We start from the raw sequence: 20,190 nt of genomic DNA on the forward strand, positions 1-20,190 counted from the left end.
ACCTTATAATCTAGGGATGTCTTTTTTCCACTTTTTGCCTGGCGCAGATGCGCTTTCCCCCTTCCGCCAACAGCGACTTTTAGCTACTTTGGCAGCCCAAGGGGTTGATCTCGAGTCTATTGAGGCTCAATACCTTCATTTCATTTGGTCCGAAAAAGAGCTTAGCTCTCAAAACCAAGAAATATTGGCTAGCCTATTAACTTATGGGCAAGCTTTTAGCTCCAAAATCAACCCAGGTAAATCTTGGTTTGGAAAAGATAAATCAGAAGGTCAGGGCGCTATTGTTATTCCCCGACTGGGAACGGTTTCTCCATGGGCAAGTAAGGCAACAGATATTGCCCGTCAATGCGGTTTAGATATTTTGCGACTTGAGCGCGGCGTTCAATTTGCTTGGAAGAGTAAAAAGGTGCTCACTACCGAGCAAAAGCAACTGGTTATCGCAGCGGTGCATGATCGAATGACTGAGGCCGTAATTGAATCAATCGATGCTGCAAATGCTCTGTATCAAACATTAGATGACAGACCATTGGCGCGCATTCCGGTAATGACAGAGGGCAGAGCTGCGCTAGACAAGGCTAATCAAGAATTAGGACTGGCTTTGTCTGATGATGAAGTGGCTTATCTTGCAGAAAACTTTACACGCCTGCAGCGCAATCCATCCGATGTTGAACTGATTATGTTTGCCCAGGCTAATAGCGAACATTGCCGCCACAAGATTTTTAATTCAAGCTGGACCATTGATGGCGACGACCAAGAACGTTCTTTGTTCGCCATGATTCGCAATACTCACCAATTGCAGCCGGCTGGCACGATTGTTGCTTACTCTGATAATTCAGCCGTGATGGTTGGCTGGGAAGCAGAAACTTGGGTACCCCAGGGCAGTAATCATCGCTATGAAAAAGATACTCGCTTAGTTCACACCTTGATGAAGGTGGAAACCCATAATCACCCAACTGCGATTGCTCCGTTTCCTGGCGCATCTACGGGCGCTGGTGGCGAGATTCGTGATGAGGGTGCAACTGGTATAGGTGGACGCCCTAAGGCAGGTCTTACTGGTTTCTCTGTGTCCAATCTCAATATTCCGGGCACTGATCTTCCTTGGGAGAGTGAGAGATACGGTAAGCCTGATCGCATAGCTACTCCGTTGCAGATCATGATTGATGGTCCGCTGGGAGGAGCTGCATTTAATAATGAATTTGGCCGTCCGATCTTGGGTGGATATTTCCGGGTCTTTGAGCAAACCTTGGATGGTACGCGCCGTGGTTATCACAAGCCGATCATGATTGCTGGTGGTATCGGGAGTATTGATGCGATCCACACTGAGAAAAAAGCCATTCAAGATGGGCATCTATTGATTCAACTTGGCGGCCCTGGAATGCGTATTGGAATGGGTGGTGCCACTGGTAGCTCCGTTGCTACCGGTACAAATACCGCCGACCTTGATTTTGACTCTGTTCAACGCGGCAATCCAGAAATGGAAAGACGCGCACAAGAAGTGATTAATGCCTGTCGCGCCTTAGGTGAAAACAACCCAATCGTCTCTATTCATGATGTCGGAGCAGGTGGTTTATCAAACGCATTCCCGGAGCTAGCTGATGGGGCAGGTTTAGGTGCTGCTTTTAAATTACGTAGCGTACCGCTTGAAGAAAGTGGTATGAGTCCTGCAGAAATTTGGTGCAATGAATCTCAAGAGCGCTATGTATTGGCAATCGATAAAAAAGATTTGGATCTCTTTAAATCCTTCTGCGAGCGTGAACGTTGCCCTTATGCTGTAGTGGGTGAAGCTACTGCAGAACGTCAATTGCAATTAAGCGATTCCAAGCAAGCTCCTAATGCTGATGCAGCATTACCAATCAATATGCCTATGGAAGTATTGTTAGGCAAACCTCCGAAGATGCACCGTAATGTCACCAGAGTGGCTCAAGAGTTTAAAGAGCTAGATGTTACCGATGCTGATCTTGCGCAATCCGTTGCTTGGGTATTACAGCAGCCAACCGTGGCAAGCAAATCATTCCTAATTACGATTGGTGATAGAACTGTTGGGGGGCTTAATGCTCGGGATCAGTTTGTTGGCCCATGGCAGGTGCCTGTAGCAGACTGTGCTGTCACCATGATGGATTACAAGGGTTATTGCGGTGAAGCGATGTCTATGGGCGAAAGAACCCCATTAGCCGTAATAGATGCGCCTGCGGCTGCACGAATGGCTGTTGGTGAAGCCATTACCAATCTTTTGGCTGCAGATATTTTGAGCCTGGAAAGCGTAAAACTTTCTGCAAACTGGATGGCAGCCTGTGGAGCCCCCGGTGAAGATGCAAAATTGTATGACTCTGTAAAAGCTATCGGCATGGAACTATGCCCAGCACTAGGCATCTCAATTCCGGTTGGAAAAGATTCATTATCGATGTCTACTTCTTGGCAAGATGGCTCTGAATCGAAGAAAGTGGTTGCGCCAGTTTCTTTAATTATTTCAGCTTTTGCAGCAATTCAAGATGCTCGAAAAACGCTGACACCTCTGCTTCAGCTAAAAGATAAGAATGGATCCACACAAGAGACTGAGCTAATCTTGATTGACTTAGGTCGTGGTAAGAACCGCATGGCTGGCAGTATTTTGGCTCAAGTGCTTGACCAATCTGGCAAAGAAGCGCCGGATGTCGATCACCCTGAAGATCTTAAATCTTTAGCTGCTGCAATTATTGAGTTGCGTAATGCAAATAAATTATTGGCATACCATGATCGTTCAGATGGTGGCTTGTTGGCCTGTGTAGCTGAAATGGCCTTTGCTTCTCATTGCGGCATTTCCCTGAATGTCGATATGATCGCTATGGATGCCGGTCAGGAACCAGATTACGGCGATGCGAAAAATTGGGCACAACAAATCTCCGGCCGTCGCCATGAGCAAACTATGCGCGCACTCTTCAATGAAGAGCTTGGAGCTGTTGTCCAAGTTCGCAAAGAAGATCGTGACGCTGTATTTGCCGTATTAAGAAAGCTAGGATTAAGTGCTTATAGCCATGTGATTGGCAAACCCAATACAAATGGTCGTATTGAAATATGGCGTGATGCAAAAAATATCTTTGCTGAGCCACGCGAAGTACTGCAGAAGATATGGACCAATACAAGTTATCAGATTGCTCGTCTACGCGATAATCCAGCTTGTGCCGATAGCGAGTTCGGACTCCTGGATAACATCTCTGATGCAGGTATGAGCCCCAAGCTCACCTTTGATGCTTCTGATGATATTGCTGCCCCTTTCATTTCAAAAAATATAAGACCCAAAGTGGCTATTTTGCGAGAGCAGGGCGTTAACTCACATGTTGAAATGGCCTATTCTGTAAATTGGGCAGGCTTTGACAGTTATGACGTTCATATGTCTGATTTACTTAGCGGTAAAGCTAAGCTTGAAGACTTTAGGGGTTTAATTGCCTGTGGTGGATTTAGTTACGGTGACGTTTTGGGTGCTGGAGAAGGTTGGGCTAAGACAATCTTGTTTAACCAACAATTGCGTGACCAGTTCTCAACATTTTTTAATCGTCAAGATAGCTTTGCATTAGGTGTCTGCAATGGTTGCCAAATGATGAGCAATCTTTCTGGGATTATTCCGGGTGCGGAAGCTTGGCCTAAATTTACACGTAATCAATCAGAGCAATACGAAGCTCGCTTGGTAATGGCCGAGGTAATGGCTTCACCATCCATATTCACACAAGGCATGGAAGGGAGTCAGATTCCGATTGCCATTGCCCACGGCGAAGGATTTGCCAACTTTAGTCAACAAGGTAATTTAGAGCAGATTCAAAAGCAGGGCTTAGCTTCGTTCCGATTTGTCGATCACCAAGGTAACCCCACCGAAACTTATCCCATGAATCCAAATGGATCACCTGACGGTTTGACTGGCGTTACAACGACAGATGGTCGCTTTATGGTCATGATGCCCCATCCAGAACGGGTATTCAGGGCTGCACAGATGAGCTGGTGTCCACCAGAATGGTTGGAAACTCCGGATGGTGCTAGCCCATGGTTAAGACTCTTCCGAAACGCGCGTCGTTGGGCGAACTAAGTTGTCATCTGAACACCTAATGGAGCCAGTCACTTTTTCAGAAAGTGGTGGTGTGCGCTACTTGCATTTTGGAACTGAATCTATTCAGGGGGCAATGCGCTTACGCGACCCCGATGAGATTTATCTTGAGTACAACCAGCAAATGATGGCTTGGTTACTTTTTCTCGAGACAAAGCCTGGTATGCGTATTGCGCAGCTAGGGTTAGGAACTGGTGCACTAACCAAATTTCAGCACCGCTATTGTCCAGCGGTTAAAACCACGGTTGTAGAGTTCAATCCCGCGGTAATTGTTTCTGCAAGATCGATGTTTTTTACGCCCAATGATGATCGCAGGCTTGAGACCTTACAAGCTGATGCCAAACTTTTTGTTCAAGACAAAAAAAATATGGGTCGGTTTGATGCAGTGCAGGTGGATTTGTATGATGCAATCTGTGACGGCCCCTCTGTAAGCTCCTTGGATTTCTACAAAGGGTGCCACAGTATCCTCAAGGGCCCAGGAGTGATGACGGTCAATCTTTTTTCAAGACATAAAAGTTTTGATATAAATCTTAAGAATATCTGCGAGGCTTTTGACAATAGAGTGCTCTTATTCCCGGAATCTCACGATTGCAATGTTGTGGCGATTGCATTTAAGGGCCCCAAGCTCGAGGCCGAATGGAGTGATGTAACAAAGCGTGCGAAGCTTATTCTTGAGAAGACCGGCCTGCCAACCAACAAGTGGGCATCAGGCATCAGTCGGGAGAATGCTAGGCAAGAGAGCAAGCTTTCAATCTAAGTTAAGTTGAAGGTTAGATAAAGAAAAAGGCGATCAATTGATCGCCTTTTTAATTTCCCAGTCCTGAAAAGGGCTGGGGTTAATGGTCAATTAAACCGTTACGGTGTCTGCAACATCACTAAATGACTTGAGCTTATCAAAACTCATGTATTTATAAACGTCACCAGCTTTAGCATCGAGCGCCTTTACTTGCTCTAAATACTCAGCAGGCGTAGGCAGTCGACCTAGAAGGGCTGCTACAGAAGCCAATTCAGCGGAAGCCAAATAAACGCGAGTATCAATACCAAGACGGTTAGGGAAGTTCCGCGTAGAGGTTGAAACAGCAGTTGAACCCTTGCGGATCTGAGCTTGGTTGCCCATACATAGTGAGCAGCCCGGGCTTTCCATACGGGCACCAGCAGCGCCCAACATGCCGTAGTAGCCTTCTTCCATCAAAACCATGGCGTCCATCTTGGTCGGAGGCGCTACCCATAAACGGGTTGGCATATCTTTTTTGCCTTGCAATACCTGACCAGCCGCACGGAAGTGGCCGATATTGGTCATGCATGAACCAATAAACACTTCATCAATCTTATCGCCAGCTACTTCGGACAATATTTTGACGTCATCTGGATCGTTGGGGCATGCAAGGATTGGTTCTTTGATTTCATCGATGTTGATTTCGATGATCTCTGCATAGTCAGCATTCGCATCCGCTTTTAGAAGTTGTGGATTAGCAATCCAAGCTTCCATGGCTTTAATACGGCGGCCAAGAGTGCGCTTATCGTCATAACCATTGGCAATCATCCACTTCATCAAAGTGATGTTTGACGTCATGTATTCAATAATTGGCTCTTTATTTAGGTGAACGGTACAGCCACCAGCAGAGCGCTCAGCAGAAGCATCTGATAATTCAAATGCTTGCTCAACCTTTAGATCAGGTAGACCTTCGATTTCTAGAATGCGGCCAGAGAAAATATTTTTCTTGCCCTGTTTCTCAACAGTCAACAATCCTTTTTTGATTGCATATAAAGGAATTGCATTGACTAGATCACGTAAAGTGATGCCAGGTTGCATCTTGCCCTTAAAGCGCACCAATACAGACTCCGGCATATCCAATGGCATCACACCAGTAGCTGCTGCGAAAGCAACTAAGCCGGAACCTGCAGGGAAGGAGATGCCGATTGGGAAGCGTGTATGACTGTCTCCACCAGTTCCACAGGTATCTGGAAGTAGCAGGCGGTTCAGCCAGCTGTGGATAACGCCATCACCTGGACGCAGTGCAACTCCACCACGATTAGTCATAAATGGCGGCAACTCATGTTGAGTGCGAATGTCTACAGGTTTTGGATAAGCAGATGTGTGGCAGAAAGACTGCATTACGAGATCAGAAGAGAAGCCTAGGCAAGCTAAGTCTTTCAGTTCATCACGAGTCATAGGTCCAGTAGTGTCTTGTGACCCAACTGTAGTCATATGTGGCTCACAGTAAGTTCCAGGGCGAACACCTTGGCCTTCTGCTAAGCCGCATGCGCGACCAACCATTTTCTGTGCCAAGCTAAAGCCTTTTTTACTATCGACTGGATTTACTGGTAAACGGAACTCAGTAGAAGCAGGTAATCCAAGGGCAGCACGCGCTTTAGCGGTTAATCCACGTCCAATGATCAAAGGAATGCGACCACCCGCACGTACCTCGTCCAAAATCACAGGCGACTTTAATGAGAAGCTCGTAATCTCAGCACCATTTTTAAATACTTTGCCTTCGTATGGGCGAAGCTCAATCTCATCACCCATATTCATTTGAGAAACATCTAATTCGATTGGTAGTGCACCTGAATCTTCCATTGTGTTGAAGAAGATTGGGGCAATATTAGTGCCTAAGCACACACCACCAAAACGCTTGTTAGGTACAAAAGGAATATCTTGACCTGTCCACCAAAGAACGGAGTTCGTAGCAGATTTACGTGAAGAGCCTGTACCAACTACGTCACCAACGTAAGCAATTTGATTGCCTTTTTTCTGGAGGGCGGCAATTTGTTTCATTGGGCCACGAACGCCAGTCTCATCAGGCTCAATACCTGGACGTGGATTCTTTAACATGATCGTTGCATGCAGTGGAATATCCGGGCGACTCCATGCGTCTGGAGCTGGGGAGAGATCATCAGTATTGGTTTCACCAGTAACCTTGAAAACTGTGAGCTTCATGCTTTCTGGCACTGCAGGACGGCTAGTAAACCACTCAGCATTGGCCCAGCTTTGCATAACCGCTTTAGCGTTTGCATTACCTTTTTCTGCAAGCTCTTGCACGTCATTAAAGTAATCAAACATCAAGAGTGTTTTCTTGAGAGCTTCAGCTGCTGCTGCGCCACATTCTGTGTCGGAAAGCAATTCAACTAAAGGCTTAATGTTGTAACCACCCAGCATCGTGCCCAAAAGTTCAGTGGCACGTACACGGGAAATTAATGGAGATTTTTCTGTGCCTTTGGCAATGGCATCTAAAAATTCAGCTTTTACTTTTGCTGCTTCATCAACGCCAGCGGGAACGCGGTTAGTGATTAATTCAACTAGTTCGGCTTCAGCACCAGCGGGTGGATTTTTCAGCAATTTCACCAAATCAGCAGTTTGGTCTTTGGTCAGGGGTAGAGCTGGAATTCCAAGGGCTGCACGTTCGGCAACTTGGGCGTTATAGGCTTCTAACATTGTGTTTCCTATGAGGTAAAAGTGGTCAATAGAAAGGCCAAAAGGGAATTTTCTCCCGATTGGACCAATTATAGTTGCTTATTTAAGTCTTATATAAGAGTTTAAAGCCCTAATTTCACTCAAAAATGGGCTATTCAGCAAAATATTAGGGTTTTTACGCAATATTTCATATAGAAAAGGTGAGCCAGACAGCCTTACAGAGCCTGTTCATCCTTCATTGCCCAAACAAGGGCCACAACCCAACCTATAAGAGACCAGCCTAAAAAGAGATTTAGGGCAAAAATGGCCCCAGAATTAACCCTTTTCTTGTTAAAAGCAATCGCAAATGGCAGGAAATAGAAGAGGGAAAGAAGCGTAAGAAGAATGGCAAATACTAGGCGCATATGGTCTGAATTAGGTCAATTGAATGGATGTCCCTGTCATATTACCCAATTTGAAATTAATTGTTTACGCCCCTGTGTCGTTATAATTACTTTTTCCAACAGAGCTTAAGCGATGACCAAATACGTTTTTGTCACTGGTGGTGTGGTTTCTTCTTTAGGGAAAGGAATCGCAGCTGCCTCGCTTGCCGCGATTCTCGAATCCCGCGGCCTGAAAGTCACCCTCCTAAAATTAGACCCTTATATCAACGTTGACCCGGGCACTATGAGTCCGCTACAGCACGGTGAGGTTTTTGTAACCGAAGATGGTGCCGAAACTGATCTGGACTTAGGTCACTACGAGCGCTTCGTTTCCGCGAAGATGCGTAAAAGCAATAACTTCACTACTGGTCAGATTTACGAATCTGTAATCAGTAAAGAGCGTCGCGGTGAATACCTGGGTAAAACGGTTCAAGTTATCCCGCACATTACAAATGAAATACAGGCTTTTGTAGAGCGGGGCGCTAAAGCAAGTCATGATGGCAAAGCTGATGTTGCCATTTGCGAAATTGGTGGCACAGTAGGTGACATCGAATCACTTCCATTTCTAGAGGCTGCAAGGCAGATGAGCTTGCGCCTTCCTTTGCACGATTGCGCTTTTGTTCACCTGACTCTGGTGCCATATATCAACAGTGCTGGCGAGTTAAAAACTAAACCTACTCAGCACTCAGTACAAAAGCTTCGCGAGATTGGCATCATGCCAACCGTACTACTCTGTCGTGCTGACCGACCCATTCCAGAGGATGAGCGCGCAAAGATTTCTCTCTTCTCAAACGTCCGTGAAGAAGCAGTTATTTCCGTGTGGGATGTAGACACAATTTATAAGATTCCTGAAATGCTGCATGCACAGGGCATGGATGATTTGATTTGCCGTGAACTAGACCTTAAAGCTAAACCAGCAGATTTATCTGTATGGGCTAATCTAGTTTATGAAATGGCAAATCCACAACATGAAGTGACCATTGGCATGGTCGGAAAATATGTTGAGTTAACCGAGTCCTACAAGTCACTTATTGAGGCATTGCGTCACGCCGGCATTCATACGCATACTCGCGTCAATATTAATTACATTGATTCCGAAGTCATTGAAAAAGATGGTGTTGATTGCTTGCATAAATTAGATGCTATTTTGGTCCCAGGCGGCTTTGGTAAGCGTGGTACGGAGGGCAAGATTGCCGCAATTCGCTATGCCCGCGAGAACAATGTGCCTTACTTGGGTATTTGCTTGGGTATGCAATTGGCTGTTATTGAATTTGCTCGTCACGTCGCCAATCTTTCAAAAGCTAATAGCACTGAGTTTGATCCACAAGGTGAACAACCTGTAGTGGCCTTAATTACCGAGTGGCTAGATAGAGAAGGTAACGTAGAGAAGCGCTCAAATGACTCTGATTTGGGTGGAACAATGCGTCTTGGCTCACAACGCTGCCCAGTAAAGGCCGGCACCTTAGCCCATCGCATTTACGGCCCCGAAGTTAACGAGCGCCATCGGCACCGCTATGAAGTAAATAATACTTATGTGCCTCAATTGGAGAAGTCTGGCTTAATTATTTCTGCCCGAACCCCAAATGAAGAATTGCCAGAGATGATGGAGTTGCCCGCATCGATGCATCCTTGGTTCTTTGGTGTGCAATTTCACCCAGAATTTACTTCAACACCACGTGATGGCCACCCCTTGTTCTCCGCATTTATTAGCGCCGCACTTGAGCATCAACATGCTGCTGAGAAGCAGGCTGCTTAAAGGAAGAACATGAGTACATTCAAATTATGTGGTTTTGATGTTGGTTTAGATCACCGCTTTTTTTTGATTGCTGGCCCTTGCGTTATTGAATCAGAGCAGTCTGCTATTGATATCGCTGGCCAGTTAAAAGAAATCACTGCTGCTTTAAAGATACCCTTTATCTACAAGTCTTCCTTTGATAAAGCGAATCGTTCTTCAGGCACATCTTTTCGTGGCCTAGGAATGGATAAGGGCTTAGAGATTTTGGCTAAAGTCAAAAAGCAAGTTGATGTTTCCGTGCTAACCGATGTTCACGACATAAGTGAAATCACTGCTGTCGCTAGCGTTGTAGATGTATTGCAGACCCCGGCATTTTTATGCCGGCAAACTGATTTTATAAGAGCCTGCGCACAAAGTGGCAAGCCCGTGAATTTCAAAAAAGGTCAGTTTCTTTCTCCGCATGAAATGCTTAACGTGATTGAAAAAGCACGCGCTGCTGCTACTGAAAAAGGTTTCGCCGATCAATTTATGGTTTGCGAGCGCGGAGCATCATTTGGTTATAACAATCTAGTTTCAGATATGCGCAGTTTGGCAATTTTGCGCGAGTCAAAAGCACCCGTAGTTTTTGATGCAACTCATTCTGTTCAGTTGCCAGGCGGCCAAGGCAGCTCTAGTGGCGGTCAACGCGAATTTGTTCCTGTTTTAGCGCGTGCAGCTGTAGCGGTAGGAATTAGCGGACTCTTTATGGAAACCCATCCAGACCCAGCTAAAGCGCTATCAGATGGGCCAAATGCTGTTCCATTGGATCGTATGAAGCAGCTGCTCGAGTCATTGTTGGCAATAGATAGCGTTGTTAAGTCTACGGACTCATTTTTAGAAGACAGTTTTAAGTAACTTTAAGCAAACCAGTTAAACCCATTTCATATTGTTTTAAGGAGAAGGTGCATGAGCGCCATTGTTGACATCATCGGTAGAGAAGTTCTGGATTCACGAGGCAACCCAACAGTTGAATGTGACGTTTTGCTTGAGTCAGGGGTTATGGGTCGCGCAGCCGTGCCATCTGGAGCATCTACAGGGTCGCGTGAAGCGATTGAATTACGTGATGGCGACAAGTCCCGCTATCTTGGTAAAGGGGTCCTGAAAGCTGTTCAAAACATCAATATTGAAATTGCAGAATCTATTCTAGGATTAGATGCCAGCGAACAGGCCTTCTTAGATCGCACTCTGATTGAATTAGATGGCACGCACAACAAAGCACGTTTAGGAGCGAATGCTACCTTAGCGGTGTCAATGGCAGTTGCTAGGGCGGCAGCCGAAGAAGCCGGTTTGCCTTTGTATCGTTACTTTGGAGGCTCAGGCGGTATGCAGCTACCAGTGCCAATGATGAATATCGTTAATGGTGGCGCGCACGCTAATAACAGCTTAGATATACAAGAGTTCATGGTGATGCCTGTAGGTGCAGAAAACTTCCGCGATGCATTGCGTTGCGGCGCTGAAATTTTTCATGAACTAAAGAAGATTTTGGGTGCCCAAGGTATGCCAACGACTGTTGGTGATGAAGGTGGCTTTGCTCCTAACTTTAAGAGCAATCACGAGTGCTTGCAGACCATTATGAAAGCTATTGAAGGCGCCGGCTATCAGGCTGGTGAAGACGTAGTGCTGGCTTTAGATTGTGCTGCTAGCGAGTTCTATAAAGACGGTAAATACCACTTATCAGGCGAAGGCCTGCAACTAAGCTCAAGTGAGTTTTCTGATTACCTTGGTAATTTAGCGGACCAGTTCCCAATCGTTTCAATTGAGGATGGCATGCATGAAGGTGATTGGGATGGTTGGGCTGATATCACTAAAAAACTTGGTAAGAACATTCAGTTAGTTGGGGATGATTTATTTGTTACCAATACTCGCATCCTTAAAGAAGGAATTGATAAGGGAATTGCTAACTCAATTTTGATTAAGATTAACCAGATTGGTACCTTGACGGAAACGTTTGCTGCTATTGAGATGGCTAAACGAGCAAATTACACTGCGGTGATCTCACATCGTTCCGGCGAAACAGAAGACAGCACTATTGCTGATATTGCCGTTGGGACAAATGCAGGTCAAATCAAGACTGGTTCCTTATCTCGCTCTGACCGTATTGCTAAGTACAACCAACTCTTGCGCATTGAAGAAGATTTAGGCGATGTTGCTACGTACCCAGGCAAGTCTGTTTTTTATAATCTCAAGCGCTAATTCTAAGTTGCTACTGAGTTATATTTAATAGCATATGCGGATCGTCATCTACTCTATGTTGGTATTGCTAATAGCAATCCAGTACCCACTTTGGCTGGGCAAGGGTGGATGGCTCAAGGTTTATGAGATGGAGCGTCAAGTGGAGCTCCAAGAGGCTAAGAATAGTCTCCTAGCTCTGCGTAATGCCAAGCTCTCTGGAGATGTAAAAGACCTAAAAGACGGCACGCGAGCAATCGAGGAGAGAGCCCGGGTTGAGCACGGTTTAATTAAAGAGGGCGAGTTTTTTGTTCAAATCCTGCCTGTGGATAAATCATCCGACACACAAGCTACAAAGCAATGATTTTCTAATGGCCGCTGGATGGTGGTCTTGTGGCATCGATTAACAAATCCGTCTTGAACACTTGCAGGCAATCAACCGCATCAAAGCGATAGGGCTTTGCACAGAAATCACAAACAGTCTCAACGGCACCTTGTTCTGCCAATATGCTTTGCACCTCTTCCTCGCCAAGCATTCGTAAAATATCAGCGACCTTAGTGCGAGAACAGCGGCATGCAAAGCGAATAGGTCTGGCAGGGAAGCTCCTCACCCCATTCTCGGTGGACTCCTCTAAAAAAAGCCTTCTTAAGATGATTTCTGGAGGGAGGGTAAGCAATTCCTCATTCGTAATTGTTTCTCCTAGCGTTTGAATGCGTGACCAACCTTCAGCTGCAATCTGAGGGTCTAAATGAGCGTGTCCACCTGAATTTGGTAGGCGCTGTAACAATAAGCCACCAACATGAGTGTCGCTTGAGGCAAGCCATATGCGCGTATCTAGTTGCTCAGAATTTTGCATATAGAGTGCTATTGCTTCAGCAGCACTAGTAACAGGCTTTATTACAGACCCTTGGTGGTCCTGAAGGGCAACGATTCCTTGGTAGGGTGCTTGACCTGGTTCACGATCAGCGGGATCTAGGGTGATAACCAATCTCCCGCTATTGCTCACATCCAATAGGTCAGCTAGAGTTGCGTCGGTTTCTATTTCTGCGGGGTCAACTGAAAGCTTAACGGTCGCACGCATGGATAAATCCGACTTACATTCCACCACGAGCAGTTGAATTGGGCCCTTGCTTTGGGCCTGAATAATCAGAGTCCCATCAAATTTCAGGCTCGCGCTCAAAAGGGTGGCTGCTCCCACAAAGTCACCCAGAATGCGGCGTATGGCAGGGGGGTCATTACGACGTTCCAAAACGGCCTGCCAAGCGCTGCCGATTGACACAATTTCACCGCGCACCGGGGCGCCATCGCACATAAAGACTAGTAATTCGTTCATAGGTCAAAGTATCCACTTTTTTTCAGTTTTAGTCCCATCATTCCCGACCTGAGATAATGTTATTTATGCATATTCGTACACGATTCGCCCCTAGTCCCACGGGCTTTATTCATCTGGGAAACCTACGCAGCGCCCTCTACCCATGGGCATTTGCTCGCCATAATAAAGGTGACTTTATTCTGCGAATCGAGGATACCGATCTAGAGAGATCTACCCAAGAGGCTGTTGATGTCATCATCGAAGGTATGGCGTGGCTTGGACTTGATTTAGATGAGGGTCCTATCTATCAAATGCAACGCATTGATAGATATCGTGAAGTCGTAAAACAAATGCTCGATGCTGGATTGGCCTATCCCTGTTACATGAGTGAAGAAGAGCTTAATCAGTTGCGCGATCAACAGATGGCCAATAAAGAAAAGCCTCGCTATAACGGCTTATGGAGACCGGAGCCAGGCAAAACATTGCCTCCGATTCCCGAGGGAGTGAATCCGGTGATTCGCTTTAAGAATCCTATTGGTGGATCAGTCATCTGGAATGACGCAGTCAAAGGTCAAATAGAAATCAGCAATGATGAGCTTGATGACCTGGTGATTGCCAGACCAGATGGAACGCCTACCTATAACTTCTGCGTTGTGATAGATGACATGGATATGAATATTACCCATGTCATTCGGGGTGATGATCACGTGAACAATACGCCTAGGCAAATCAATATCATGAAGGCGCTTGGTGGAACACCGCCTGTATATGCCCATTTGCCAACAGTGCTAAATGATTCTGGCGAAAAGATGAGTAAGCGTAATGGTGCAATGAGTGTGCGTGATTATCAAAAGGCAGGATACCTACCTGAGGCTATTCTCAATTATCTGGCACGCCTCGGTTGGTCTCATGGTGATGCTGAAGTATTTACCAAAGAACAATTTGTGGATTGGTTTGATCTAGAAAGTTTAGGGCGCTCACCAGCGCAACACAATCCAGAAAAGTTACTCTGGCTTAACCATCAATATATACAAAATGCAGATCCGGTTAAATTAGCTGCTGCTACAAGACCATTTGCGCATGAGCTTGGCATCGATACTGAAACTGGCCCAGACTTTGTGCAGGTAGTTGAATTGCTAAAAGACCGCGCTAATACATTGATTGAAATTGCAGAGGGGGCGAAGTTATTTTATTTACCCGCACCCAATTTGAGTGCCGAACAAATCAAAGACAATATCGCTGAGGCTGTGACTCCCGCACTAAGGGATTTAGCGGAGGCAATCTCCACAGCCGAGCCTACTAAAGAGGCATATGCTGCGGTTTTCAAGCAAGTGCTAGCGAAATATCAAATTAAAATGCCTGCTTTGGCAATGCCTGTCAGATACGCATTATTTGCCACCACACAGACTCCAGCCATTGATTCTGTATTGGTTGTTTTGGGTAAGGAAGAGGCTGTAAAGAGGCTCTCTAAGGTGATCCAGTAAGGAATTTGCGCACCTGCACAAAAATAGGATAAAATCTTGGATTGTTTTGAGTGTCTTGTAGTTTTATCGCGAGATTTCGGGGGTATAGCTCAGCTGGGAGAGCGCTTGCATGGCATGCAAGAGGTCAGCGGTTCGATCCCGCTTATCTCCACCAAGCATTTAAAATAGATGTTTTAGTAGTCCAGGTCCCCATCGTCTAGAGGCCTAGGACATCACCCTTTCACGGTGAGTACGGGGGTTCGAATCCCCCTGGGGACGCCAGATTCTTCTGGTAGCAGTAAAGATGTATGATGTTGCGTTACGCGATGTATTTGGAGCGGTAGTTCAGTTGGTTAGAATATCGGCCTGTCACGCCGAGGGTCGCGGGTTCGAGTCCCGTCCGTTCCGCCAAGACAATTAAAAAGCCCCCTTAATAGGGGGCTTTTTTTTATTCTTTCTTCATCGAAGAAGCATCCCGGATGCCTTCTAAATAGATGATTATTTTGAGGCGGTAGGGGCTGGCGTAAGGTAATTGCTACTTAAATCGCTTGGGCCACCAAAGTTAGCGCCAGAACCAACGGAGCTATTGCTCGAAGGATAAGTAGGGGTGACCTGCATTGACTTTGATGCTGGGTTAGAAGAGCTGTTGGCTATGCTACTTCCACTAGAGCCAGTGTTATTGGTTGAGGTAGATTGTGTTGAAGTCTTTGTGCTTGAAGTAGCCATAGCGTTTGTAGGCTTCGCAGCAGCAGTACTTGTAGAGCTTACTGAAGCTGTTTTACTTAGCGTTACTGGCATAGTTTTTGCTACAGCAGTAGAAGTGGCTGACTTTTGTGCAGCGGCAGCAGCAGCCTTTTGTGCAGCAGCAGCCTTTTGTGCAGCAGCAGCCTTTTGTGCAGCAGCGGCAGCAGCGATATTCTGAGCGGCAATATCAGTGGTAGTTGTGTTTGTTGCAGCTGAAGCAGGAATGGGCGAGAGACCGCATAAATAACCCGCAGTCATGAGTGATAACAATCTGTAATATTTCATGGCAATTTCAATTCAGGTTGGGTATATCAAAATGACCGCTAAGGCGTTTTAAAAGTATAAGTGTTTTTGCATGTACTGTGCGCGCATCAAAAAGCTCATATTCTGCCTCTCTGAGCTCTAAAACAGACTTTAGGCCAACACTCTTAGAAGTTTTAGCCATGCTATAGGCGATATTGGCTTTTTCTAGACGTTCTTTTGCGGCTTCATATTGCAAATAGGTTTGATTTATCTCAGTAATCACTTTGGTTTTAGTGGCTACTAAGTTCACCTCTTGCTCTGCAATCGAATTTGATCCTGCGATGACATCAGAGTCGATCATGAATCCATTGCCTATTGGTATGGACAACAAAAAACTAAATGATTTTTGCGCACCATAATCTAGCCCGCTTGTAGAGTAAGCGGGCGTTTCTGTGTAGTAGATGCCAGGCATAAGATCGATGCCCTTATTGGCTTTAATAGCTTCTAAATTAGCAGTAGCCGATTCTATCGAGGCTTTTCCTTGGTGGATATCTATTCTTTTTTCTAACCCCTCGGAAATTAGCATTTTCACATTAAAATTTTCAGGTGGAATGTTAAGTGTGCCCAAAGGTAATGGAAGCTCCTTTTCGGTATCGCCGACAAAACTTACCAATGTGTATGAATAAAATTTAAGGTCATTACTGAGAACGCCTTGAGCAGCTTTAAACTCCGCATTATTTCTTATGGCTTCATCGGATGCAAAAGGCTTGAGACGATCAATTGCAGCTTGATACGACTGCCATAGTAATTTGGTACGCAAGGCATCAATGTAGGCAAAAATAGCCTGGGTTTCAACTGATTTAGCTTCTGTTAAGGCTTCAGCCATTTGACGATTCAGGTCTGCTTGGGCTTGGGCTTGTCTGGCTGAGCGTTTACCCCATCCCTCGACCGTAATTGAGGCGCCATAAGTATTTGAAGAGGGATTTGCATAGCCGACATACGGTGTTTGCGTATACATACTTCCGCGCACATAGGTCAGGATTGGGCTTAAATATGGGCGACCGGCTTGTTTTGCAGCTGAGGAAGCAGAATCAGTCCCAAGTTTTTTTACTTTGATAGTTGGATTATCTAAATTCACTTCGCCAATATAAGTGGAGAGCGAAATTGGCCTATATTTTGTATTGCTCGAAGTGAAGGCAGGAAGTGTCTGCGCAAGACATTGCGAGCTTGATAGTAGCGCTAGGAAAAAAGAGGTAAATAATTTTGAGGAAATTTGCATTGCTTAACTCTCATTACGGTTTCTAATAATTAAGCTAGATGTATTGAGATTTGACTCCCTTAATATTTCTTGTTTTTTGATGGATTGCATTATGAAGTTAACGGTTTCATTGGCTACTATCTCGCGCTCGTTATCAACGGTAATGATGTGATATGAGTTTCCAAGCCAAATCGTGCGTCTAGTCTCAGAAGAGACGGAGTCAAGAATTAAATCCGGATTCTTTGGGGATGCCGTCTCATCATCAATAGCATGAATTATTAAAATATCTGTATTAACCGAAGGCAGCTCTTTTTTGGTTTCTTCGATTAATTTTAAAGACTCAATTAAGTGTCTTGCAGGTAAATGAGCAGCTCCAAGCTCGCTAACGCTGTTACTTTCTACCGCCTTCTTGATGCGTTTTCTCATCTCTAAGTTTTTAACGCCAAAGGGTGCCGTTTCTTTGTGGTGCCAATTGCGAAATCCAAGCAGATAGATCGCTTTAAGCAGGGGTTGGTACCAGGGAACGGACCAGCCATCAAAAATAAGCACTGGTGAAAGCACGCTCAAACTTTGGATCTTTGCATTGCGAGCCGCAACTGCCAATGACAAAGTTGCCCCCATACTGAGACCTACAAGTGATATTGATGAATGAGTTTGCATTAAATCAATAACAAACTGCTCCACATCATCGATCCAGTTTTTGTAGGATGTAATTCCTGTATGAGCAGAGTAGCCCTTAATCCGAGGAATTGCGTAGCTGAAACCAGACTGTTTTAGCAGTCTGGGGATGACGCCCATTTCCAGCTCGGATCCACATAGACCGGGGAGCAGAATGACAGCATGATCATTGATTCCCTGGTGAAATACAAGGCAGTGCTCTGAATTTAGTATTGCGTCAGACATTTGACAATATTCTTTTTTAATAAATTGTTGTTATATTATTAACTATGAAAATTAATAACGCTAAGCGCTGGTCAAAGTCCGGTCTTGAAGGCTATTTTGCTGCTTTTTGCGGTGTTTGTATTGCTTTTGCAATCAGGTTTACCCTGCATCCTTTTTTGCTAGGCAATTTGCCCATGACGTTTTTCATTCTCAACACTATTATTATTGCCCTGTTTTATGGCTACCGCGCTAGCGTTTTCACCATTCTTATATCTATCCCGCTTGCATTCTTTTTCTTTGTTCCGCCGTTTGATTCCTTTGATACTCCAACTGCACAAGATTCATTTGTATTTGGCTCCTATATTCTTATCGCTTTTATAGCCGTAGGGGTTGTTGAATGGCTCCAACGAGAGCGGTATAGGGCCGTCCTCATTTCCAGGGTAAGCAATAGTAATTTTCAAATGCTCAGCCAGGCCAGCGCTTATCTCAAAAAGGAGCGCGAATCCACCCAAAAACCTGCCTCCTAGCTGTCTTTTATAGGGGTGGGTGGGCGCCCCTGACCATAAATCGCTAATTTGTGTGACAATCCTAGATGGATGTATATCAAATTATTAATCTCTCTTTTGGGTCTCGCCCTTTCTTTCACTGCATCTGGTGCGGGGTTGGGATTTAACCCCTTTCAAAAGCCAACATCACCAACTTCTCCAGGCGGAACAAGTCAGAAGCCTCCCCCTGTGACCGCTCCAGTACCTACTTCTCAACCTAGTAAGTCGACTGCACCTGTTTTGGCCCCTGCTTCTAAACCAGAGAAGCAATCAAAAAAATAACTTTGCATTTCACGTCTGATTTAGATTGTTGTGAAATGCATCTAGTTAGTGAGAAAAACTACTTCTTTGCTGGGGTGGTAATTGATGCAGCCATTGCATCAAAGTAAATCACCTTCACTTGCTCCCCCACATTGATATCAGCTAAGAGGGCGGGGTTCTTAACGGTCACGGTTGTGATCTTGCCGCTGGGACCTTTAACGGAAACCAGTTTTTTCTCGCGATTCACCTCAACAATGTCTGCAACGATAGCGGTCTTGTTCGTAATTGTTTCAGAGGGCTTTTCATCTGCCTTAGACTTCGTTACGGTATTAGTTTCGACTTTGCTGCGAACGCCATCACTTTTAGTTTTGATCAATTCAATGGCAACAGCCAATTCATAACTTACATTAACGCGGTCGCCTTTTTTAATCTGTGCAAAGTTGGTGATCTCAGGACCGGCAACAAATTTAGTTTCACCTTCTTTGTTTTTAAAAGTAATGGTGCGCGTCTTTTTATCAATCTTTACTACTTCGCCCTCGTATAGCTGATAGCGGTTGTCAGTTACAGCGGCATCGATCACAACAGGCTTAGCTGATCCTGTTGCCGGAATAGATTGGGCATTTGCCAATGATGCGCCTGCAAGAGCTACTGTAAGCGCTAGAGCGATAGGGCTATATTTGATATTCATTATTTTCCTTATATATAAAATCCACTAAATTCAATCTTAGCCTATTTTTATTGCCAAAAATGGCCTATTACCGTGATATTTCATTACAAGGCTTAAATAGACAACTTTTGTTAAGATCTGCAATCCCATTAGATTTACTTGCCTTCTTAAAAGGATTTGAAATGCCAAAGTTTGCAGCTAACCTCACTATGCTCTTTAATGAGCATCCATTTATGGAGCGTTTTGAAAGAGCTGCAAAAGCTGGGTTTCAGGCCGTTGAATTTCTTTTCCCTTACCCATTTTCAGCAAATGATATTCGTCACGAACTAGACAGGCATCAGCTTCAACTGGTGCTTCATAATTTGCCAGCAGGAGACTGGGACGCTGGAGAGCGTGGAATTGCTTGTTTACCCGATCGTATTGAAGAGTTCCGGGCGGGCGTTAGCAAGGCAATCGAATATGCAAAAGTGCTGGGCGTAAATCAGATTAATTGCCTGGCAGGAAAAGCTCCTAGTGGAGTGGCACCAGATTTATTGCATAAAACCTTTGTCGATAATTTACGTTATGCAGCTTCTGAGCTGAAAAAAGTTAACATCAAGCTGCTCATCGAACCAATCAATACTTTTGATATCCCTGGATTTTATTTATCTAAAACTGAGCAGGCTCTTAATATTTTGAATGAGGTTGGCTCAGATAATTTGTTTATTCAATACGACATTTACCATGCGCAACGTATGGAAGGTGAGCTTAGTAAAAATTTAGAAGCTAACCTTTCAAAAATTGCTCACATTCAATTGGCTGATAATCCTGGTCGCAACGAACCAGGAACTGGTGAAATTAATTACGCTCACCTTTTTAAATTCATTGATAGCATTGGCTATACAGGTTGGATTGGTTGCGAATATAAACCCGCTGCTGGTACTGAAGTCGGCTTGGGCTGGATTAAATCATTAAATTAAAAAATA

General features: G+C 45.0%; 17 protein-coding genes and 3 tRNA genes. 13 read left to right on the forward strand and 7 right to left on the reverse strand.

Going from position 1 to position 20,190, the window contains the following annotated elements:
- The first annotated feature begins 16 nt into the window (after nt 1-16).
- Entirely contained in the window at nt 17-4,054 is a 4,038-nt protein-coding gene (gene purL, locus ICN20_RS09320) for a phosphoribosylformylglycinamidine synthase (RefSeq protein ID WP_216239812.1), read from the forward strand.
- A gap of 1 nt (nt 4,055) precedes the next feature.
- Entirely contained in the window at nt 4,056-4,829 is a 774-nt protein-coding gene (locus ICN20_RS09325; RefSeq protein ID WP_255534702.1) for a spermidine synthase, read from the forward strand.
- A gap of 90 nt (nt 4,830-4,919) precedes the next feature.
- Here the strand turns inward: ICN20_RS09325 and ICN20_RS09330 are convergent, their stop codons facing one another.
- Nucleotides 4,920-7,505 carry a bifunctional aconitate hydratase 2/2-methylisocitrate dehydratase gene (locus ICN20_RS09330; protein WP_216239814.1) on the reverse strand — a complete coding sequence of 862 codons (2,586 nt, stop codon included), beginning with the start codon at nt 7,503-7,505 and terminating at the stop codon, nt 4,920-4,922.
- Nucleotides 7,506-7,699: 194 nt separating this feature from the next.
- Complete coding sequence (locus ICN20_RS09335; protein ID WP_216239815.1) at nt 7,700-7,888, reverse strand: superinfection immunity protein; 189 nt, start codon at nt 7,886-7,888, stop codon at nt 7,700-7,702.
- Nucleotides 7,889-8,000: 112 nt separating this feature from the next.
- On the opposite strand from ICN20_RS09335, the gene ICN20_RS09340 reads away from it, so the two are divergent.
- Genes ICN20_RS09340 through ftsB form a run of 4 tightly spaced genes read left to right on the forward strand, consistent with a single transcriptional unit; the run spans nt 8,001 to nt 12,213 of the window.
- Nucleotides 8,001-9,662: a CTP synthase gene (locus ICN20_RS09340; RefSeq protein ID WP_216239817.1), complete on the forward strand. Its 1,662-nt coding sequence runs from the start codon at nt 8,001-8,003 to the stop codon at nt 9,660-9,662.
- 9 nt (nt 9,663-9,671) lie between these two features.
- On the forward strand, nt 9,672-10,535 hold the full coding sequence (kdsA, locus tag ICN20_RS09345; protein WP_216239819.1) for a 3-deoxy-8-phosphooctulonate synthase: 864 nt from the start codon (nt 9,672-9,674) through the stop codon (nt 10,533-10,535).
- A 51-nt stretch (nt 10,536-10,586) separates the two neighbouring features.
- Nucleotides 10,587-11,873: a phosphopyruvate hydratase gene (gene eno / locus ICN20_RS09350; RefSeq protein ID WP_216239821.1), complete on the forward strand. Its 1,287-nt coding sequence runs from the start codon at nt 10,587-10,589 to the stop codon at nt 11,871-11,873.
- A 34-nt stretch (nt 11,874-11,907) separates the two neighbouring features.
- Nucleotides 11,908-12,213, forward strand: a complete 306-nt coding sequence (gene ftsB / locus ICN20_RS09355; RefSeq protein WP_216239823.1) for a cell division protein FtsB — start codon at nt 11,908-11,910, stop codon at nt 12,211-12,213.
- 4 nt (nt 12,214-12,217) lie between these two features.
- Here ftsB and ICN20_RS09360 read toward each other — a convergent pair whose 3' ends face one another.
- Complete coding sequence (locus tag ICN20_RS09360) at nt 12,218-13,183, reverse strand: Hsp33 family molecular chaperone HslO (protein WP_216239824.1); 966 nt, start codon at nt 13,181-13,183, stop codon at nt 12,218-12,220.
- A gap of 56 nt (nt 13,184-13,239) precedes the next feature.
- Here ICN20_RS09360 and gltX point away from each other — a divergent pair, with 56 nt between their 5' ends.
- The 4 genes from gltX (at nt 13,240) to ICN20_RS09380 (ending at nt 15,036) form a co-directional block, all read left to right on the forward strand.
- Entirely contained in the window at nt 13,240-14,646 is a 1,407-nt protein-coding gene (gene gltX, locus ICN20_RS09365; protein ID WP_216239826.1) for a glutamate--tRNA ligase, read from the forward strand.
- A gap of 78 nt (nt 14,647-14,724) precedes the next feature.
- A tRNA-Ala gene (locus ICN20_RS09370) sits at nt 14,725-14,800 on the forward strand.
- A gap of 31 nt (nt 14,801-14,831) precedes the next feature.
- A tRNA-Glu gene (locus tag ICN20_RS09375) sits at nt 14,832-14,907 on the forward strand.
- Nucleotides 14,908-14,959: 52 nt separating this feature from the next.
- Nucleotides 14,960-15,036, forward strand: a tRNA-Asp gene (locus ICN20_RS09380).
- An 87-nt stretch (nt 15,037-15,123) separates the two neighbouring features.
- Here ICN20_RS09380 and ICN20_RS09385 read toward each other — a convergent pair.
- Genes ICN20_RS09385 through ICN20_RS09395 form a run of 3 tightly spaced genes read right to left on the reverse strand, consistent with a single transcriptional unit; the run spans nt 15,124 to nt 17,773 of the window.
- Complete coding sequence (locus ICN20_RS09385) at nt 15,124-15,654, reverse strand: hypothetical protein (protein WP_216239827.1); 531 nt, start codon at nt 15,652-15,654, stop codon at nt 15,124-15,126.
- A 7-nt stretch (nt 15,655-15,661) separates the two neighbouring features.
- On the reverse strand, nt 15,662-16,891 hold the full coding sequence (locus ICN20_RS09390; protein WP_216239829.1) for a TolC family protein: 1,230 nt from the start codon (nt 16,889-16,891) through the stop codon (nt 15,662-15,664).
- A 3-nt stretch (nt 16,892-16,894) separates the two neighbouring features.
- Complete coding sequence (locus ICN20_RS09395; protein ID WP_216239831.1) at nt 16,895-17,773, reverse strand: carboxylesterase; 879 nt, start codon at nt 17,771-17,773, stop codon at nt 16,895-16,897.
- A gap of 44 nt (nt 17,774-17,817) precedes the next feature.
- Here ICN20_RS09395 and ICN20_RS09400 point away from each other — a divergent pair, with 44 nt between their 5' ends.
- The gene (locus ICN20_RS09400) at nt 17,818-18,279 is read left to right on the forward strand and encodes a DUF4118 domain-containing protein (RefSeq protein ID WP_216239833.1); all 462 of its coding nucleotides are present in this window, start codon (nt 17,818-17,820) and stop codon (nt 18,277-18,279) included.
- A 69-nt stretch (nt 18,280-18,348) separates the two neighbouring features.
- On the forward strand, nt 18,349-18,579 hold the full coding sequence (locus ICN20_RS09405) for a hypothetical protein (RefSeq protein ID WP_216239835.1): 231 nt from the start codon (nt 18,349-18,351) through the stop codon (nt 18,577-18,579).
- A 58-nt stretch (nt 18,580-18,637) separates the two neighbouring features.
- On the opposite strand, the gene ICN20_RS09410 is transcribed toward ICN20_RS09405, so the two are convergent.
- The gene (locus ICN20_RS09410; RefSeq protein WP_216239837.1) at nt 18,638-19,246 is read right to left on the reverse strand and encodes a hypothetical protein; all 609 of its coding nucleotides are present in this window, start codon (nt 19,244-19,246) and stop codon (nt 18,638-18,640) included.
- Nucleotides 19,247-19,407: 161 nt separating this feature from the next.
- Between ICN20_RS09410 and hyi the strand changes: the two genes are divergently transcribed.
- Nucleotides 19,408-20,184: a hydroxypyruvate isomerase gene (hyi, locus tag ICN20_RS09415; RefSeq protein WP_216240416.1), complete on the forward strand. Its 777-nt coding sequence runs from the start codon at nt 19,408-19,410 to the stop codon at nt 20,182-20,184.
- Nucleotides 20,185-20,190: the final 6 nt, after the last annotated feature.

Source organism: Polynucleobacter sp. JS-Polo-80-F4 (assembly GCF_018881965.1).
In the GTDB taxonomy this organism is placed as follows: Bacteria; Pseudomonadota; Gammaproteobacteria; order Burkholderiales; family Burkholderiaceae; genus Polynucleobacter.

What these genes read in the sequence shown, in the direction of transcription:
- ICN20_RS09335 (WP_216239815.1), bottom strand. Translation starts at nt 7,888, where the DNA reads ATGCGCCTAGTATTTGCCATTCTTCTTACGCTTCTTTCCCTCTTCTAT.
- ICN20_RS09340 (WP_216239817.1), top strand. Translation starts at nt 8,001, where the DNA reads ATGACCAAATACGTTTTTGTCACTGGTGGTGTGGTTTCTTCTTTAGGG.
- ICN20_RS09385 (WP_216239827.1), bottom strand. Translation starts at nt 15,654, where the DNA reads ATGAAATATTACAGATTGTTATCACTCATGACTGCGGGTTATTTATGC.
- gltX (WP_216239826.1), top strand. Translation starts at nt 13,240, where the DNA reads ATGTTATTTATGCATATTCGTACACGATTCGCCCCTAGTCCCACGGGC.
- kdsA (WP_216239819.1), top strand. Translation starts at nt 9,672, where the DNA reads ATGAGTACATTCAAATTATGTGGTTTTGATGTTGGTTTAGATCACCGC.
- ICN20_RS09395 (WP_216239831.1), bottom strand. Translation starts at nt 17,773, where the DNA reads ATGTCTGACGCAATACTAAATTCAGAGCACTGCCTTGTATTTCACCAG.
- ftsB (WP_216239823.1), top strand. Translation starts at nt 11,908, where the DNA reads ATGCGGATCGTCATCTACTCTATGTTGGTATTGCTAATAGCAATCCAG.
- ICN20_RS09360 (WP_216239824.1), bottom strand. Translation starts at nt 13,183, where the DNA reads ATGAACGAATTACTAGTCTTTATGTGCGATGGCGCCCCGGTGCGCGGT.
- ICN20_RS09390 (WP_216239829.1), bottom strand. Translation starts at nt 16,891, where the DNA reads ATGCAAATTTCCTCAAAATTATTTACCTCTTTTTTCCTAGCGCTACTA.
- ICN20_RS09410 (WP_216239837.1), bottom strand. Translation starts at nt 19,246, where the DNA reads ATGAATATCAAATATAGCCCTATCGCTCTAGCGCTTACAGTAGCTCTT.
- purL (WP_216239812.1), top strand. Translation starts at nt 17, where the DNA reads ATGTCTTTTTTCCACTTTTTGCCTGGCGCAGATGCGCTTTCCCCCTTC.
- ICN20_RS09400 (WP_216239833.1), top strand. Translation starts at nt 17,818, where the DNA reads ATGAAAATTAATAACGCTAAGCGCTGGTCAAAGTCCGGTCTTGAAGGC.
- eno (WP_216239821.1), top strand. Translation starts at nt 10,587, where the DNA reads ATGAGCGCCATTGTTGACATCATCGGTAGAGAAGTTCTGGATTCACGA.
- hyi (WP_216240416.1), top strand. Translation starts at nt 19,408, where the DNA reads ATGCCAAAGTTTGCAGCTAACCTCACTATGCTCTTTAATGAGCATCCA.
- ICN20_RS09405 (WP_216239835.1), top strand. Translation starts at nt 18,349, where the DNA reads ATGTATATCAAATTATTAATCTCTCTTTTGGGTCTCGCCCTTTCTTTC.
- ICN20_RS09330 (WP_216239814.1), bottom strand. Translation starts at nt 7,505, where the DNA reads ATGTTAGAAGCCTATAACGCCCAAGTTGCCGAACGTGCAGCCCTTGGA.